General features: G+C 71.9%; 13 protein-coding genes. 7 read left to right on the top strand and 6 right to left on the bottom strand.

Annotated features, from left to right (window positions below):
• The first annotated feature begins 43 nt into the window (after positions 1-43).
• Both JAO84_RS05675 and JAO84_RS05670 read left to right on the top strand, forming a co-directional pair.
• On the top strand, positions 44-1,486 hold the full coding sequence (locus tag JAO84_RS05675) for a GuaB1 family IMP dehydrogenase-related protein (protein ID WP_370410985.1): 1,443 nt from the start codon (positions 44-46) through the stop codon (positions 1,484-1,486).
• Between the two features lie 79 nt (positions 1,487-1,565).
• Positions 1,566-2,069: a GNAT family N-acetyltransferase gene (locus tag JAO84_RS05670; protein ID WP_370410983.1), complete on the top strand. Its 504-nt coding sequence runs from the start codon at positions 1,566-1,568 to the stop codon at positions 2,067-2,069.
• Here JAO84_RS05670 and JAO84_RS05665 read toward each other — a convergent pair.
• On the bottom strand, positions 2,053-3,072 hold the full coding sequence (locus tag JAO84_RS05665) for a GDSL-type esterase/lipase family protein (RefSeq protein ID WP_370410981.1): 1,020 nt from the start codon (positions 3,070-3,072) through the stop codon (positions 2,053-2,055). The two genes, JAO84_RS05670 and JAO84_RS05665, sit on opposite strands and share 17 nt — an antisense overlap.
• Positions 3,073-3,404: 332 nt before the next feature.
• Between JAO84_RS05665 and JAO84_RS05660 the strand changes: the two genes are divergently transcribed.
• Together JAO84_RS05660 and JAO84_RS05655 are read left to right on the top strand one after the other, a co-directional pair.
• A complete protein-coding gene (locus tag JAO84_RS05660; protein ID WP_370410979.1) occupies positions 3,405-4,901 on the top strand; it encodes an amino acid permease in 1,497 nt (498 codons plus the stop codon).
• Between the two features lie 10 nt (positions 4,902-4,911).
• Positions 4,912-5,367: an Lrp/AsnC family transcriptional regulator gene (locus JAO84_RS05655; protein WP_030691274.1), complete on the top strand. Its 456-nt coding sequence runs from the start codon at positions 4,912-4,914 to the stop codon at positions 5,365-5,367.
• Between the two features lie 68 nt (positions 5,368-5,435).
• On the opposite strand, the gene JAO84_RS05650 is transcribed toward JAO84_RS05655, so the two are convergent.
• A complete protein-coding gene (locus JAO84_RS05650) occupies positions 5,436-5,981 on the bottom strand; it encodes a Repetin (RefSeq protein ID WP_370410977.1) in 546 nt (181 codons plus the stop codon).
• A 302-nt stretch (positions 5,982-6,283) separates the two neighbouring features.
• Between JAO84_RS05650 and JAO84_RS05645 the strand changes: the two genes are divergently transcribed.
• Positions 6,284-7,102, top strand: coding sequence for a carbon-nitrogen hydrolase family protein (locus JAO84_RS05645; RefSeq protein WP_370410975.1), 819 nt, complete (start codon positions 6,284-6,286; stop codon positions 7,100-7,102).
• A 64-nt stretch (positions 7,103-7,166) separates the two neighbouring features.
• Positions 7,167-8,867 carry a flavin monoamine oxidase family protein gene (locus tag JAO84_RS05640; protein ID WP_370410973.1) on the top strand — a complete coding sequence of 567 codons (1,701 nt, stop codon included), beginning with the start codon at positions 7,167-7,169 and terminating at the stop codon, positions 8,865-8,867.
• A 7-nt stretch (positions 8,868-8,874) separates the two neighbouring features.
• Here JAO84_RS05640 and JAO84_RS05635 read toward each other — a convergent pair whose 3' ends face one another.
• From JAO84_RS05635 to JAO84_RS05625, 3 genes are all read right to left on the bottom strand, one after another.
• Complete coding sequence (locus JAO84_RS05635) at positions 8,875-9,606, bottom strand: DUF5995 family protein (RefSeq protein WP_370410971.1); 732 nt, start codon at positions 9,604-9,606, stop codon at positions 8,875-8,877.
• Positions 9,607-9,682: 76 nt separating this feature from the next.
• Entirely contained in the window at positions 9,683-11,089 is a 1,407-nt protein-coding gene (locus tag JAO84_RS05630) for a uracil-xanthine permease family protein (RefSeq protein WP_370410969.1), read from the bottom strand.
• 55 nt (positions 11,090-11,144) lie between these two features.
• Complete coding sequence (locus JAO84_RS05625) at positions 11,145-12,353, bottom strand: MFS transporter (protein WP_370410968.1); 1,209 nt, start codon at positions 12,351-12,353, stop codon at positions 11,145-11,147.
• Between the two features lie 106 nt (positions 12,354-12,459).
• On the opposite strand from JAO84_RS05625, the gene JAO84_RS05620 reads away from it, so the two are divergent.
• Positions 12,460-13,584 (top strand): ROK family transcriptional regulator, encoded by a 1,125-nt coding sequence (locus JAO84_RS05620; protein ID WP_370410966.1) that lies wholly within the window; start codon positions 12,460-12,462, stop codon positions 13,582-13,584.
• 124 nt (positions 13,585-13,708) lie between these two features.
• On the opposite strand, the gene JAO84_RS05615 is transcribed toward JAO84_RS05620, so the two are convergent.
• Positions 13,709-16,087 carry a chitinase C-terminal domain-containing protein gene (locus JAO84_RS05615; protein ID WP_370410964.1) on the bottom strand — a complete coding sequence of 793 codons (2,379 nt, stop codon included), beginning with the start codon at positions 16,085-16,087 and terminating at the stop codon, positions 13,709-13,711.
• Positions 16,088-16,180: the final 93 nt, after the last annotated feature.

The raw sequence follows: 16,180 nt of genomic DNA, 5'->3' as shown, positions 1-16,180 counted from the left end.
TGAAATGCCTAGGGGCCGATCCGAACGACTGGGATGTCAGCACGTGCGTTTCCTCAATGACGTCAAGCCGCCGTACGACCTCACGTACGACGATGTGTTCATGGTGCCGAGCCGCTCGGCCGTGGGTTCCCGCCAGGCCGTGGACCTCTCCGCCCCCGACGGAACCGGTACGACGATCCCGCTGGTCGTCGCCAACATGACCGCCATCGCCGGCCGCCGCATGGCCGAGACCGTCGCCCGCCGCGGCGGCCTGGTCGTCATCCCGCAGGACATCCCGATCGAGGTCGTCACCGACGTCATCGGCTGGGTCAAGTCCCGCCACCTGGTCCTCGACACCCCGATCGTCCTGGAGCCGCACCAGACCGTCGCCGACGCGCTGGCCCTGCTGCCCAAGCGGGCGCACGACGCCGGTGTCGTCGTCGACGACGAGCGCCGCCCGATCGGCGTCGTCACCGACGCCGACCTGTCCGGCGTGGACCGCTTCACCCAGCTGTCCGAGGTCATGTCCAGGGACCTGCTGCTGCTCGACGCGGCCATCGAGCCGCGCGAGGCCTTCACCGTCCTCGACAACGCCAACCGGCGCTACGCCCCGGCGGTCGACGAGGACGGCAAGCTCGTCGGCATCCTCACCCGCAAGGGCGCGCTGCGCGCGACCCTCTACAGCCCGGCCGTCGACAAGAACGGCGGACTGCGCATCGCCGCCGCCGTCGGCATCAACGGCGACGTGGCGGGCAAGGCCAAGCAGCTGCTCGACGCGGGCGTGGACACGCTCGTCATCGACACCGCGCACGGCCACCAGGAGTCGATGATCTCCGCGATCCGCACGGTCCGGGCGCTCGACCCGCAGGTCCCGATCGTGGCCGGCAACATCGTCGCCGCCGAGGGCGTCAAGGACCTCATCGAGGCCGGCGCGGACATCATCAAGGTCGGTGTGGGCCCCGGCGCCATGTGCACCACCCGCATGATGACCGGCGTGGGCCGCCCGCAGTTCTCCGCCGTCATGGAGTGCGCCGCCGAGGCGAAGAAGTACGGCAAGCACGTGTGGGCCGACGGCGGCGTCCGGCACCCGCGCGACGTCGCCATGGCGCTCGCCGCCGGCGCGTCCAACGTGATGATCGGCTCCTGGTTCGCCGGCACCTACGAGTCCCCGGGCGACCTCCAGCACGACGCCCAGGGCCGTGCCTACAAGGAGTCCTTCGGCATGGCCTCGGCCCGCGCCGTCAAGAACCGGACCTCCGACGAGTCCTCGTACGACCGCGCCCGCAAGGCGCTCTTCGAGGAGGGCATCTCCACCTCGCGGATGTTCCTCGACCCGCAGCGCCCGGGCGTCGAGGACCTGATCGACTCGATCATCGCCGGTGTCCGCTCCTCCTGCACCTACGCGGGCGCGAGCAACCTCGCCGAGTTCGAGGAGCGGGCCGTCGTAGGCATCCAGTCCGCCGCCGGTTACGCGGAGGGCAAGCCGCTGCACGCCAGCTGGAGCTGAGCCGCGGCGATCTGAGCGCACCGTGGGCCCCCGGGAAATCCTTCCCGGGGGCCCACGGCGTTCCCGTACGGTCGGCCGCATGGACCGTACGGAGATCACGCCCTGCCGGGCCGAGGACCTGCCCCTGCTCGGCCGTCATCTGCCCACCCCGGGCGCGCCCACCCGGCACGCCGACCGCTTCGCCCGCCAGGAGGCCGGACACGGCACGTATCTGATCGCCTGGCACGGCGGGCTGCCGGCCGGCAACGGGCAGATCCGCTGGGACGGCTGTGCCGCGCCGGAGGTGCAGGCGGTGCTCGCCGGCTGCCCGGAGCTCAACGGTCTGGACGTACGGGAGGACCTGCGCGGCCAGGGCATCGGCACGGCCCTGATCCGGGCCGCCGAGGAGCTGGCGCGCGAGCGGGGCCGGACGCACCTGGGCCTCGGCGTGGGCGACGACAACCCCAGGGCGGCCGCCTTGTACGCCCGGCTCGGCTACGGGCCCGTGACGGCGTACACCGACCGCTACGCGTACACGGACGAGGCCGGCCTCCGGCACGACTGCGCCGACCCCTGCACCTTCCTCGTCAGGCGCCTCGCCTGACGGGCGCCGGGCGGCCCGCGAAGCCCGCCTCCCGCAGCGCCCCCGCCACCGCCGCCGCGATCCGCGCGTGGCCCCGGTCGTTGGGGTGGAGGCCGTCCGCGAGGTCTTCGGGGCCGAGGAGCGGGCCGCCGGGCAGCAGGGCGAGCTGCCCGTCGCCCGCCGCGGCCAGGTCCCGTACGGCCGCCTCCATGGCGGCCCGCAGCTCGGTGAGCGTGGCGCCCAGGGCGTTGCCGGTGTGCTCGGCCGCCGGGCGGAGGACGGGGGAGAGGAGCAGCAGCGGGGTGTCCGGGTGGCCGCGGCGCACCAGGGCGACGAACGCCCGGGTGGTCTCGTAGAGCAGCGGCGCCGAACAGGGCACGGCCGCCCAGCAGTTGGTGCCGAAGGCGAGGGTGATCAGGTCGCCCGGGAGCCGGGCGAGGTGCTCGGCGAGCGGGAGTTCGCCGCGCGCCCCGCCCGCGTAACCGAGGTTCACCGGGTCGAGGCCGAGCAGCCGGCCGGCCGCGGCGGGCCACGAGTGGGCCGGGCGGGTCGACCACCAGCCCTCGGTGATCGAGTCCCCGTGCACCAGCCAGCGCGGACGGCGCGGGGCGGGCGCCAGGCCGCCGCCGGCGGCCCGCAGAGCGCACACGACGGGCGCCTGGCCCTCCGGCAGGTGCACCGTGAACTCACCGCCACCGGGCGGGAGTCGGATGCGTACGGTGCCCTCCTCGGCCGGCTCGGCGAACACCTCCGCCAGACACCGGGCGCCCTGCCAGAGCGCGAAGCCGTGCCGCAGCGCCCGCAGCGCGTCCCCGGGCGCCGGGAGCGCCGCGCGGTAGCGCAGCAGCACCGCCCGCGTGCCCGGCGCCGCCGTGAACTCGAGCCGCACCCCGATCGGCAGCGCGGCCCGCTGGGCGATGTCCCGGGGCAGCCGCTCCAGGTCGGCCGGGTCGGCCCGGACCGGGCGGTCGCCGTCCCGCCACGCGGTGCCGCGCAGGAAGGGCGCGGGATCCAGCCAGCTCACCGATGACCTCCGTTCGGGCGGGTGCAGCGTGGGTCAAACGCCCTGAGGAGTCAAGGGTCACGGGAGGCCGCGCATTGCCCCCGATGTGTCGTTTTTTGCGGGGGAGCGCAATGTTTCCCCGTCTGTGCGGCAAGTGCGCAATGATCATCCGTCAGTGCGCAACAACCCTGCATTACGAGTGCGAAGCTTCACCCCTTAGGCTCGTGCCCCGTACCAGGAGTGGCGGCGACCGCCTGCTCGGCGGTTCCCCTTCCCCCGTGGGCCTGCTTTTCCATGCCCACGCACCGCCGCGGTCCCCGCTCGTCGACAGGCAGCGATAAGGAGCCCCCGCAGTGCTGGACCACGGCGCAGCCCCACCGGTCGAGGACACGACCGTCCCCACCGCCCGCAAGACCTCCGGGCTCTCCGCCCTGACCCGCCTCAAGCCGGTAGAAAGCCTGGTCGCCGAGGGTGGCCAGGGCGAGGGCGGCACGCTCCGCCGCACCCTCGGCATGTGGCAGCTGACCATGATCAGCATCGGTGCGACGCTCGGCACCGGCATCTTCGTGGTGCTCGGCTCCGCGGTCCCGAAGGCCGGCCCCGCCGTCACGCTGTCCTTCGTGATCGCCGGTCTCACCGCGCTCTTCTCGGCCCTCTCGTACGCCGAGCTGGCCGGCTCCATACCGGTCGCGGGCTCCTCGTACTCGTACGCGTACGCAACGATGGGCGAACTCGTCGCCTGGGTCTGCGGCTGGTGTCTGGTCCTGGAGTACGGCGTCTCCGTGGCCGCGGTGGCGGTCGGCTGGGGCGAGTACCTCAACGAGCTGCTCGACGGCACGATCGGCGTCACCATCCCCGACGTGCTGTCCTCCGCCCCGGGCGAGGGCGGCATCATCAACCTGCCCGGCCTGATCGTCGTGCTGCTCGCCATGGTGTTCCTGCTCGGCGGCGCCCGTGAGTCCGCCGTGGTCAACACGATCATGGTCGTCGTGAAGATCGCCGCGCTCGCGCTCTTCTGCGCCATCGGCTTCGTGGGCTTCAAGTCCGGCAACTACAAGGACTTCATGCCGCTCGGCGTCGCGGGCGTCGGCGCCGCCAGCGCCAGCCTCTTCTTCTCGTACATCGGCTTCGACGCCGCCTCCACGGCCGGCGAGGAGGCCAAGAACCCCAAGCGCGACCTGCCGCGGGCGATCATGCTCTCGCTGCTCATCGTCACCGTCCTCTACGTGCTCGTCGCCGCCGTCGCGGTCGGCGCCTGGCACTGGAAGGACTTCGAGGGCTCCGAGGCCACCCTGGCCGCGATCATGAACGACGTCACCGGCCAGACCTTCTGGGGCACCCTGCTCGCCGCCGGCGCCGTCATCTCCATCGCCAGCGTCGTCCTGACCGTCCTTTACGGCCAGACCCGCGTGCTCTTCGCGATGTCCCGCGACGGCCTGGTGCCGAAGGTCTTCGGCAAGGTCAGCGCCAAGACCGGCACCCCGCGCGTCAACACCGTGATCGTCTCGCTGTTCTGCGCCGCCCTCGCCTCGGTCATCCCGCTGGGCAAGCTCGTCGACGCCACCAGCATCGGCACCCTCTTCGCCTTCGGCCTGGTCAACATCGCGGTGATCGTGCTCCGCTACACCCGCCCCGACATGCCGCGCACCTTCAAGGTCATGCTCGGCCCGGTCTTCCCGGTGCTCGGCTTCATCTTCTGCGCGTACAACATGTTCAGCCTCGACACCGTGACCTGGGTGGTCTTCGGTTGCTGGATGGCCGCGGGACTCGTGTTCTACTTCCTGTACGGCATTCGCCGTTCCCGACTGGCCACGGCTCCGGCCCTGGCAGAGGCCCCCGCAGAGAAGTGATCCACCCGTAGTGCGACTCAACGACCTCGACGAACGCATCGTCCACGCCCTCGCGGAGGACGCCCGCCGCAGCTACGCCGACATCGGCTCGCTCGTCGGACTCTCCGCGCCCGCCGTGAAGCGGCGCGTGGACCGGCTCCGGGCCGAGGGCGCGATCACCGGCTTCACCGTACGGGTGGACCCGGCGGCGCTCGGCTGGGAGACCGAGGGGTTCGTCGAGATCTACTGCCGCCACAACACCTCGCCGGAGGACATCCGGCGAGGGTTGGAGCGGTATCCGGAGGTGGTGTCCGCGTCGACCGTGACCGGTGACGCGGACGCCGTCGTGCAGGTCTTCGCCTCCGACATGCGCCACTTCGAGCGGGTCCTGGAGCGCATCGCGGGGGAGCCCTTCGTGGAGCGCACCAAGTCCGTCCTGGTGCTGTCGCCGCTGCTGCGGCGCTTCTCCTCGGGCTCGCCCGCCTGAGGACCGCTCGCGCAGAAGGGCGGGCCGCCCACCCCCGTGGGGCGGCCCGCCCTTCCGCGTACCCGGCGCTACTCGGTCGGGTACTCCAGGAGCCAGGGCAGCACGTCGAAGTCGCCGGTGCCGGCCTTGACCTTCTCGAACGGCGGCGCGGTCTGGCACTTCGGCACGTCGCCCTGCTCCGGCGCCTGGGTCAGCCAGCTGTAGCCCAGCCGGTCGTGCTTCCCGAGGTCGTTCACCGAGACCCCGACCCGGGCGCCCTCGAACTCCTTGACGTCGGTCTCGATGATCCGGCCGGTCACGACGGCCACCTTGCCGCCGGTGGCCAGGCAGTCCACCTTCGCCACCGCGTAGCCGCCCCAGTCGCCCTTGTAGTGGCTGAACCGGAAGGTGCCGGTCGCCGCCTCCGGATTCCGGTTGTCCTTCGCCGCCAGGTGCGCGTCGAAGCTGAAGGTGATGTCGTCCCCGGCCGGCCGGTACAGCTTCGCGGTGCCAGTCAGCGCCGCCGCCTCCCGGTGCGCGCCCCGGCCGTCCCCGGAGGCGGTCGCCGAGCCGGCCGCTCCCGCGGTGATCAGCAGGGCCGCGGCCACGGCGGCGATCTTCGTACGGCGGTTCATGTCGTTGCGTCCTTTCGGCAGGTCAACCGGACGCCCACCACTCTTCCGGCCCGGGCCCGCCGGGACATCGCGCCGGGGAACGGTCCCCGCTTCCGCCGTGCGGCGGGGGAGCCGTACGACCTTCGGACGATCACGCTCCCGAGGGGTGCGCAACGAATCACCATCGAGGGGGGTGATCGCGCAACGGTTCGACGGTCGGTCCGCAACGGTCGCGCCTTGTCCCGGCCGAGCCCGAAACCGTACCGTTTTTGACAGCTTCCCCTTGAATTCCTCCCCCCAGCTTCGACCTCCGAGGACGGCCCATGCCCGCGCTGCGCACCGCACTGCTCCAGAGCTCCGGCGAGCTCGGTGACGTGGCCGCCAACCTCAAGGTCCTCGACGAGGCCGCGGGCCGCGCCGCCGCCGCGGGCGCCGCCGTGCTGCTCGCCCCCGAGCTGTTCCTCACCGGCTACGCCATCGGCGACGCCATGGCCCGCCTCGCCGAGCCGGCCGACGGCCCCTCCGCCGACGCGGTCGCCGCGATCGCCGCACGCCACGGCCTGGCCGTCGGCTACGGCTACCCGGAGCGCGACACCGAGCGGCACGGCGTGATCTACAACTCCGCCCAGCTCTTCGGCCCCGACGGCACCCGGCTCGCGCACTACCGCAAGACCCACCTCTTCGGCGACTTCGAGGCGAAGTGGTTCACCCCCGGTGACGACGTCGTCGTCCAGGCGGAGCTCGGCGGCCTCACGGTCGGCCTGATGATCTGCTACGACGTCGAGTTCCCCGAGAACGTACGGGCGCACGCGCTGGCCGGCACCGACCTCCTCCTGGTGCCGACCGCGCTGATGCACCCGGCCGAGATCGTCCCGCTCTCCGTTGTCCCGGTCCGCGCCTTCGAGAACCAGATCTACATCGCGTACGCCAACCGGACCGGCCCCGAGGGCGACTTCGAGTTCGTCGGCCTCTCCGTCCTGGCCGGCCCCGACGGCACCGCCCGGGCCCGCGCCGGGCGCGGCACGGATCTGGTCCTCGGCGACGCCGAACCCGAATTCCTCGCGGCCTCCCGCGCGGAGAACCCCTACCTCCGCGACCGCCGCCCGGGGCTCTACGGCCCGCTGGTCCACGACCAGGCCTGAGCCTCCCCCTCGCCTCCCCGCCTCCCCCTCGCTTCACCCGTTTCGCGCAAGGAGTCCGTACCCCATGACGTCCACCGTGCCCAACGCCGTCGAGCACGCCGACGAGCAGCAGCCGCCGATCACCATGTTCGGTCCGGACTTCCCCTACGCCTACGACGACTTCCTGGCCCACCCGGCCGGCCTCGGACAGGTCCCGGCGACCGAGCACGGCGCCGAGGTCGCGATCGTCGGCGGCGGCCTGTCCGGCATCATCGCCGCCTACGAGCTGATGAAGATGGGCCTCAAGCCGGTCGTGTACGAGGCCGACCAGATAGGCGGCCGGCTGCGCACCGTCGGCTTCGAGGGCACCGGCGCCGAGGGCCTGAGCGCCGAGATGGGCGCGATGCGCTTCCCGCCCTCCTCCACCGCGCTGCAGCACTACATCGACCTGGTCGGCCTGACCACCAAGCCGTTCCCGAACCCGCTGGCCGAGGCCACCCCGTCGACCGTCGTCGACCTCAAGGGCGAGTCGCACTACGCGGAGACCGTCGCCGACCTGCCGCAGGTCTACCGCGATGTCGCCGAGGCCTGGAACAAGTGCCTCGACGACGGCGCCGACTTCTCCGACATGAACCGCGCGATGCGCGAGCGGGACGTCCCGCGGATCCGCGAGATCTGGGCCAAGCTGGTCGAGAAGCTCGACAACCAGACCTTCTACGGCTTCCTCTGCGAGTCCGAGGCCTTCAAGTCCTTCCGGCACCGCGAGATCTTCGGCCAGGTCGGCTTCGGCACCGGCGGCTGGGACACCGACTTCCCGAACTCCATCCTGGAGATCCTGCGGGTCGTCTACACCGAGGCCGACGACCACCACCGCGGCATCGTCGGCGGCTCGCAGCAGCTGCCGCTGCGCCTGTGGGAGCGCGAGCCGGAGAAGATCGTGCACTGGGCGCAGGGCACCTCGCTCGCCTCGCTGCACGAGGGCGGCGCGCCGAAGCCGGCCGTCACCCGGCTGCACCGCACCGCGGACAACCACATCACGGTGACGGACGCCAACGGCGACATCCGCACCTACCGGGCGGCGATCTTCACCGCCCAGTCCTGGATGCTGCTCTCCAAGATCGCCTGCGACGACTCGCTGTTCCCGATCGACCACTGGACGGCGATCGAGCGCACCCACTACATGGAGTCCTCGAAGCTCTTCGTGCCGGTCGACCGGCCGTTCTGGCTGGACAAGGACGAGCAGACGGGCCGGGACGTCATGTCGATGACGCTCACCGACCGGATGACCCGCGGCACCTACCTCCTGGACGACGGCCCGGACAAGCCGGCCGTCATCTGCCTCTCGTACACGTGGTGCGACGACAGCCTCAAGTGGCTGCCGCTCTCCGCCAACGAGCGCATGGAGGTCATGCTCAAGTCGCTCGGCGAGATCTACCCGAACGTCGACATCCGGAAGCACATCATCGGCAACCCGGTGACGGTCTCCTGGGAGAACGAGCCCTACTTCATGGGCGCGTTCAAGGCCAATCTGCCGGGCCACTACCGCTACCAGCGCCGCCTGTTCACGCACTTCATGCAGGACCGGCTGCCCGAGGACAAGCGGGGCATCTTCCTGGCCGGCGACGACATCTCGTGGACGGCCGGCTGGGCCGAGGGCGCGGTGCAGACGGCGCTCAACGCGGTGTGGGGCGTGATGCACCAGTTCGGCGGCGCGACCGACGGCACCAACCCGGGTCCGGGCGACGTGTACGACGAGATCGCCCCGGTCGAGCTGCCGGAGGACTGATCCCGGCCTAAGGGCGTGCCAGTGGGGTGAGCAGCATCCGCCCCACCAGGCCCACCGACCGGTCGAGGCGTTCGGTGAACTCCTCGGCCAGGTCGGGCAGCCGCCGCAGCTGCCACAGCGAGCGGGCGGCGAGCCAGGCCCCGTCGCGGGCCCGGTCCAGGCTCCAGCAGCCGAGCAGATGCGTCAGCGGGTCCGCGACCTCCAGGAGGTCCGGGCCCGGCATCAGTTCGTCCCGGATCCGCTCCTCCAGGAGGACGAGGACGTCGCCGACCCGGTCGAACTCGTCCTCCAGGTCCCCGGGCGCGCAGTCCAGGGTGCGGCAGGTGTCGACGACGGCGAGCGCCAGGTCGTGCCCGATGTGGGCGTTGATCCCGGCGAGCGCGAACTGCAGCGGGCGGACGCCGGGATGGCGGCGGTAGTGGAAGAGCGGGCGCCAGCAGGCGGGCGCGGGGCCGCCGGCGGCGACCGCGTCGACCACTGTCAGATAGCGCTGGGCGAACCGCACGTCGAGGGTGGCGGCGGCCCGCCGGTCGGCGAAGGAGCCGGCCTCGATGGCCCGGCCGATCTCCTCGGTGACGGTCAGATAGACCCGGTTGAACACCGCGACCCCGTCGGCCGGGTGCCAGGCGGCGCGGATCGCCCGCATACGGGCCACCACGGGGTCGACGGCCGTGAACGGCCCGAGCCGGATGTCCTGCGACCGGATGTCCTGCGACTGGATGTCCTGCGTCTGCGCCATGGGTGCAGGGTGGCAGCCGGAGGACCGGACGGTGAGGTTCCGCCGCCCGGCTTCCCCAGAACGGGCGAATGCGGCGCTACTTCGCGGCCGGTTCCCCGCCGGAGCTGCTCTCGGCGCCCTCGTACGAGCTGGTGCCGGAGCCGAGCAGGGGCTCCTGCTGCTTCAGATGGGCCGGGGCGAAGGCGCGCAGCACGTGGTAGCCGGTGATGACCACGATCGTGCCGAGCGCGATGCCGCCGAGCTCGAAGGTGTCGCTGAAGGTGAGCTTCACGCCGCCGACGCCGATGATGATGCCGGCCGCGGCGGGCACCAGGTTGAGCGGGTTGCGCAGGTCGACCTTGGCGTTGATCCAGATCTGGGCGCCAAGCAGACCGATCATGCCGTAGAGGATCACGGTGATGCCGCCGAGCACACCGCCGGGGATGGCGGCGACGACCGCGCCGAACTTGGGGCAGAGGCCGAAGAGCAGCGCGAAGCCGGCCGCGGCCCAGTAGGCGGCGGTGGAGTAGACCCGGGTGGCCGCCATGACGCCGATGTTCTCGGAGTACGTGGTGTTCGGCGGGCCGCCCACGGCGGTGGACAGCATGGACGCGGCGCCGTCGGCGGCGATCGCGGTGCCGAGCTTGTCGTCCAGGGAGGTGCCGGTCATCTCGCCGACGGCCTTGACGTGACCGGCGTTCTCGGCGACCAGGGCGATGACCACGGGCAGCGCCACGAGGATCGCGGACCACTCGAAGCTCGGGCCGTGCAGGCTGGGCAGGCCGATCCAGTCGGCCTTCGAGACCCCGGAGAGGTCGAGCCGCCAGTGGTCGGTGACCTGGCCGCTCGGGGACATCGAGTGGATCCGGCCGAAGACCAGGTCGAAGACCCAGGAGATGCCGTAGCCGAAGACCAGGCCGAGGAAGATCGCGATGCGCGACCAGAAGCCGCGCAGACAGACCACGGCCAGACCGGTGAACAGCATGACGAGGAGGGCCGTCCACTGGTCCTGCGGCCAGTAGGTGGCGGCGGTGACCGGCGCCAGGTTGAAGCCGATCAGCATGACCACCGCGCCGGTGACGATCGGCGGCATCGCCGCGTGGATGATCCGCGCGCCGAACCTGCGCACCGCGAGACCGACCAGGAACAGCACCGCGCCGACCGCCAGGACCGCGCCGGTCACGGTGGCGCTGCTGCCCCCGGAGGCCCGGATCGCGGCGGCGACGCCCACGAAGGAGAGCGAGCAGCCGAGGTACGAGGGGACCGTGCCGCGGGTCGCGAGCAGGAAGATCACGGTGGCGACACCGGACATCATGATCGCGAGGTTCGGGTCGAGGCCCATCAGGACCGGCGCCACGAAGGACGCGCCGAACATCGCCACCACGTGCTGCGCGCCGAGCCCGACCGTACGGGGCCAGGAGAGGCGCTCGTCCGGCCGGACGACCGCACCCGGAGCGGGTGTCCTCCCGTCGCCGTGCAGGGTCCATCGCACGCCGAGGCTCATGTGCTCGCTCCAGTTCTCCGGGGTAAAGAATCAGCCATATGGTAGGCGCCGCAGGTCAGCCGACCTTTTCGGGTGTGCCCGCCGCGGCCGCCGCGGACTTCGTGCGGCCCGCGGACCGCAGCACGCCCGCGCCGAGCACCAGGCCGAAGGTGAGCAGGGTCACCAGGCCGAAGGAGAACACCAGCGAGGTCGCGTCGGCGATGCCGCCGATCGCCGAGGGGGCGATGAGCCCCGAGGTGTACGTGATGGTGGCGACGCCCGCGATGGCCTGGCTGGGGTTCGGGCCGCTGCGCCCGGCGGCGGCGAAGGCGAGCGGGACGACCACCGCGACGCCCAGGCCGATCAGCCCGAATCCGGCCATCGCGACCGCCGCGTGCGGGGCGGCCACCACGAGCAGCCCGCCCAGGGTCGCGGTCGCGCCCCCGACCCGTACCGTGCGCACCGCGCCGAAGCGGTCCACCACACGGTCGCCGACCAGGCGCGCCACGGCCATGGTGAGCGTGAAGGCGGTGGTGCAGGCGGCGGCGAGCCCGGCCGAGCTGCCCAGTTCCTCCTTGAGGTAGACCGCCGACCAGTCCAGGCTGGCGCCCTCGGCGAACACCCCGCAGAACCCGATGGCGCCGATGACCAGCGCGGACTTCGGCGGCAGCGCGAAGCGCGGCGGGGCTTCCTCCTCGGGTGCGCTGTGCAGGTCGAGCACGCCCTGGCAGGCGGCGAGCCCGAGCGCGGTGAGGACCAGGGCGGCGATCAGATGGTGGATCCGGGCGTCGCCGCCGAGGTGGGCGGCGAGGGTGCCGGCCGCCGAGCCGAGCAGGGCGCCCACGCTCCACATGCCGTGCAGGCTGGACATGATCGAGCGGCCGAGCCGGTTCTCGGTCTCCACGCCGAGGGCGTTCATGGCGACGTCGGACATGCCGGCGGTGGCGCCGAAGACGAAGAGCGCCGCGCACAGGCCGTAGACGTTCGGCGCGAGCGAGGGCAGCGTCAGGGCGAGCGTCCACAGCGCGAGCAGCCCGCGCAGCGCGGTGCGGGCGCCGAAGCGGTGGCTGACCGCCCCGGCCAGCGGCATCGCCAGTGAGGCGCCGATCGCGGGGAAGGCCAGGGCGAGGCCGAGCTGCCCGGCACTGACGTCCGCGTGCTCCTGGATCCACGGGATCCGGGTGGCGAAGCTGCCGGTGACCGCGCCGTGCACGCAGAAGACGGCGGCGACGGCGTACCGGGCCCGCCGCAGCCGCTCGGTGGTGAAGACGGTCTCTGCCGCCATGGGTCCCTCCCTCGGTCCTGGTGTGTCGCGTAAACTATCAGGAACCCTGCCTGATAAATAGTGCTCCGGGGCCGGGACACCCTTGATCGTCTGAGAGGATCCCCGCATGGCCGCATCCCCGAGCACCGCACGGGCCATCAACGACCGGCTCGCCCTGCGACTGCTCCAGGACGAGGGCCCGTTGACGGCCACCCAGCTGAAGACGCTCACCGGACTGTCCCGCCCCACCGTCGCCGACCTCGTCGAGCGGCTCAGCGGTTCCGGACTCGTGCACGTCGTCGGCGAGACCGGCGCCGAGCGCCGCGGCCCCAACGCCAAGCTCTACGGGATCGTCGCCGACCGGGCCCACCTCGCCGCCCTCGACGTGCGCACCCGCTCCGTCTCCGTCGTCGTCGCCGACCTCCTCGGCACCACCCTCGCCGAGGCCGCGGCCCCCGTCGGCGAGACCGGCGGCACCGGCGCCGCCGTCGAGCAGGCCGTACGGCTCCTGGAACAGGCCGCGCGGGAGGCCGGCGCCGACCGGCTGCACACGGTCGCCGTCGGCGCGCCCGGCCTCATCGACCCGGCCACCGGCGAACTGCGCGACTCCACCGGACTGCCCGCCTGGCACCGCCGGCTCATCGGCGTCCTCCAGGAACGGCTGCCCGCCCGGGTCCTGGTCGAGAACGAGACCAACCTCGCCGCCGTCGCCGAACTGCGCGCGGGCGCGGCCCGCGACCGCGACGACTTCGTGCTGCTCTGGCTGGGCCAGGGGGTCGGCGCGGCCGTCGTCCTCGACGGACGGCTGCGCCGCGGCGCCTCCGGCGGCGCCGGCGAGATCGGCTTCCTGCCCGTGCCCATGACCTCCGGGCTGCCCTCGGCCACCGGCTGCGACGGCGGCTTCCACGAGCTGGCCTGCGTTTCCGCCGTCCGGGCCCTGGCCGCCGCCCACGGCCTCGACCCGGCCACCGCGCTCGGCTCCGGCCACGGCCCCTTCCTCGACGCCCTCGCCCAGCGCCTCGCGGTCGGCGCGGCGGCCGTCGCCGCCGTCCTCGACCCGGGCTGCGTGGTCCTGGCCGGCGAGACCGGCCACCAGGGCGGCCCGGAGCTCGCCGCCCGCGTCGAGCACGCCCTCGCCGGGCTCTCGCCGCTGCGCACCGAGGTCCGCGCCACCGCGCTCGGCGACGCGGCGGTGCTGCGGGGCGCGCTGCTGCGGGCCCGCGACGCGGCGCAGGACGAGCTCTTCCCGTAACGAGCGACAGTCCGCGGAAACGGGTCCGCGCCGCGCCCCGGACAGGGGGACGCGGCGCGGTGGGAGGCCCGGCGGCGGCAAGGGCCGTGAGAACCGCCGCCGGGGGTATGTCAGGCCGTACGGGCTAGCAGGCGCCGAGGTCCTGCCAGACGCCCCAGTCGCCGGTCGTGCCCGGCTCCTCGTTCTGGGTCCACCACTTGGCCTTCCAGTTGTGGCCCTTGTGCGAGACGACCGATCCGCCGGTGTAGACCTGGCCGGCCACGTACGCCGGGTTGGTGCAGGTGCCGCCGGTCGGCGTCGGCGTGGGGGTCGGCGAGGTGGTGGTCGGGGTCGGGGTCGGCGACGTGGTGGTCGGCGTCGGCGTCGGGGTGGCGGTCGAGCCCCCCGGCTCCACCGTCGTCGTGCCGCGCGCCAGGTCACCGGCGAGCGCGTACGTCGTGCCGTTGATGTTCACCGTCCAGTTCGACGGGGTCGACACCGGCAGGTAGTAGTTGAACGCCAGGTCCACGGAGGCGCCCGGGGCGAGCGTCTGCCAGGCCGGGAGCTTCAGGGAGACCCGGTGGAAGTCGCCCTTCAGACCGCCCACGTTGCTGCCCGTGTGGTCGCTGCTGATCACCTTGGTGCCGAAGCCGGACTGGTCGGAGGCGTTGTTCGGGGCCGAGGTGGCGTAGTCGAACTGGAACTCCGTGCCGCCGGGCAGCGTGGTGGCGGTGTTGTTGGTGATCTTCAGCTTCGGGGTGATCGGGTAGTTGGAGTCGCCGAGCTTGAACTCGGTGAACTCCACGCCCACGTTCACGGCCTGGGTCGGCAGCGCCTTGTTCGACTTCTTGGCGCCGTAGGGGGTGGCGGCCTTGAACTTGTCGTACATCAGCGAGGTGAGCGTGGAGCCCATCTCGTACTGGCCCTTGGCCGCGTTCCAGGCGTAGTCGCCGGCCAGCTCCCAGATCATGGTGCCGCCGATGCCGCGGTCGACCACGTAGTCGGCCTTGGCGCCGACCGACTGCTCGTCCTCGGTGGAGAGGAAGACCTTCTTGTCGGCGTTCCACAGCCACGGCGCGACCAGCGTCGAGTCGTACTTGCGGGCGTAGGTGCCGGTGAGCGTGGTGTTCGCGGGGAAGCCGTACTGGGTGACGTAGTCGCCGACGATCCCCTTCTCGAGGTTCTTGGCGTGCCACATCGGGTTGGAACCGGCGGGCGACTCCTGCCCGTTGGTGTCCTTGTCGTGCCACAGGTTGTCGATGCCGACGGCGCCGTCGCCGCACTTGGTCAGGCCCGCGCCGGCCGGGCAGGTGGTCGTGGCGGCCTTGCCCCACAGACCGTCGGTGCCGCCCTGCACGTTCTTGAAGCCGCGGGTGTAGTACGGCAGGCCGATGTTGATCCGGCCGGACGGCATCGAGCCGCGGAAGTAGTGGTAGGCCCAGTCGGTGTTGAGGTAGCCGATGGAGCCGTACTGCGCGCTGCCGTAGACGTTGGCGGCGGCGAGCTCGGCGTCCTTGCCGTCGTCGAACAGCGAGGCGTTCGGGCCGACGTACTCGTTCCAGGCGCCGTGCAGGTCGTAGGACATGATGTTGACGTAGTCCAGATACTTCTGCATCTGGAAGGTCTCCATGCCGCGCAGCAGATAGCCGGAGGAGGGCGCGGCGACGGTCAGCATGTAGTGCCTGCCGTCGGTGGCGCCGGCCCGGTCGAGCTTCTCGCGCAGCGACTTCATCAGGGCCGCGTAGCCCTGGACGAGGCCGGCCCGGCGCGCGTTGGAGAGCTGCCAGTCGAGCGGGTTGCCCGAGTCCTTCATCGTGGTCGGGTACTCGTAGTCGATGTCGACGCCGTTGAACCCGTACTTCCGGATGAAGTCGACGGCCGAGTTCGCGAACGTGTCGATCCCGGCCTGGTTGACCGAACCGTCGGCGTTGGTGGCCATCGAGTAGAAGCCGCCGGAGTTCACCCGGTTGCCGCTGTCGTCGAAGTAGCCGCCGGTCTCCGCCCAGCCGCCGACCGAGATCAGCGTCTTCACGTTCGGGTGCTGCTTCTTGAACTTGGTGAGCAGGTTGAAATGGCCCTTGTAGGGGAGTGCCGGGTCCATCTCGGCGCCCGCGACACCGGGCCAGGTCATCCCGGTGGCCGCGTTGTTCGGGCCGTCCGTGCCCACGGAGAGCTTGTTGTCGCCGCCGACGTGGCCGAAGGCGTAGTTGATGTGGGTGACCTTGTCCCACGGGATGTCGGAGGCGAGGTAGGCGGGCTCGCCGTTCTTCCCGGTGCGCCAGCCCGTGAAGTAGCCGATGACCCGGCGCTGGTGGTCGGCGCCCATCTTCTCGCGGCCCTCGGAGTCGTACACCGAGCAGTACGGGACGTCGACGCCGGGCGTCTTGTAGAGGCCGTCGGGGCGACAGCTCTCGTTGTCGGCCGCGTACGAGACGCCGCCGGTGGCGAGGGAGCTGATCAGCAGCCCGGCGACGGCTGCACCGGACGCGAGCAGCGTCGCTCTCTTGTGGGTGGGGGACAACACGATCTTCCTCCGTAGAGGTCAGGATTGTTCAACGAACAAGGGGGTGGGTCGTGTTGGGCCCGTGGAGTGCGCACACCGGCGGGCCGTGTCTCG

Source organism: Streptomyces fradiae, from assembly GCF_041270065.1.
Taxonomy (GTDB): domain Bacteria; phylum Actinomycetota; class Actinomycetes; order Streptomycetales; family Streptomycetaceae; genus Streptomyces.
Note: the sequence above shows the minus strand (reverse complement) of the source record. Positions and strands in the feature narration are given on the sequence as shown.

Coding starts and splice junctions, on each gene's coding strand:
- JAO84_RS05670 (WP_370410983.1), top strand. CDS start 1,566: ATGGACCGTACGGAGATCACGCCCTGCCGGGCCGAGGACCTGCCCCTG.
- JAO84_RS05645 (WP_370410975.1), top strand. CDS start 6,284: ATGCCCGCGCTGCGCACCGCACTGCTCCAGAGCTCCGGCGAGCTCGGT.
- JAO84_RS05635 (WP_370410971.1), bottom strand. CDS start 9,606: ATGGCGCAGACGCAGGACATCCAGTCGCAGGACATCCGGTCGCAGGAC.
- JAO84_RS05625 (WP_370410968.1), bottom strand. CDS start 12,353: ATGGCGGCAGAGACCGTCTTCACCACCGAGCGGCTGCGGCGGGCCCGG.
- JAO84_RS05650 (WP_370410977.1), bottom strand. CDS start 5,981: ATGAACCGCCGTACGAAGATCGCCGCCGTGGCCGCGGCCCTGCTGATC.
- JAO84_RS05630 (WP_370410969.1), bottom strand. CDS start 11,089: ATGAGCCTCGGCGTGCGATGGACCCTGCACGGCGACGGGAGGACACCC.
- JAO84_RS05620 (WP_370410966.1), top strand. CDS start 12,460: ATGGCCGCATCCCCGAGCACCGCACGGGCCATCAACGACCGGCTCGCC.
- JAO84_RS05640 (WP_370410973.1), top strand. CDS start 7,167: ATGACGTCCACCGTGCCCAACGCCGTCGAGCACGCCGACGAGCAGCAG.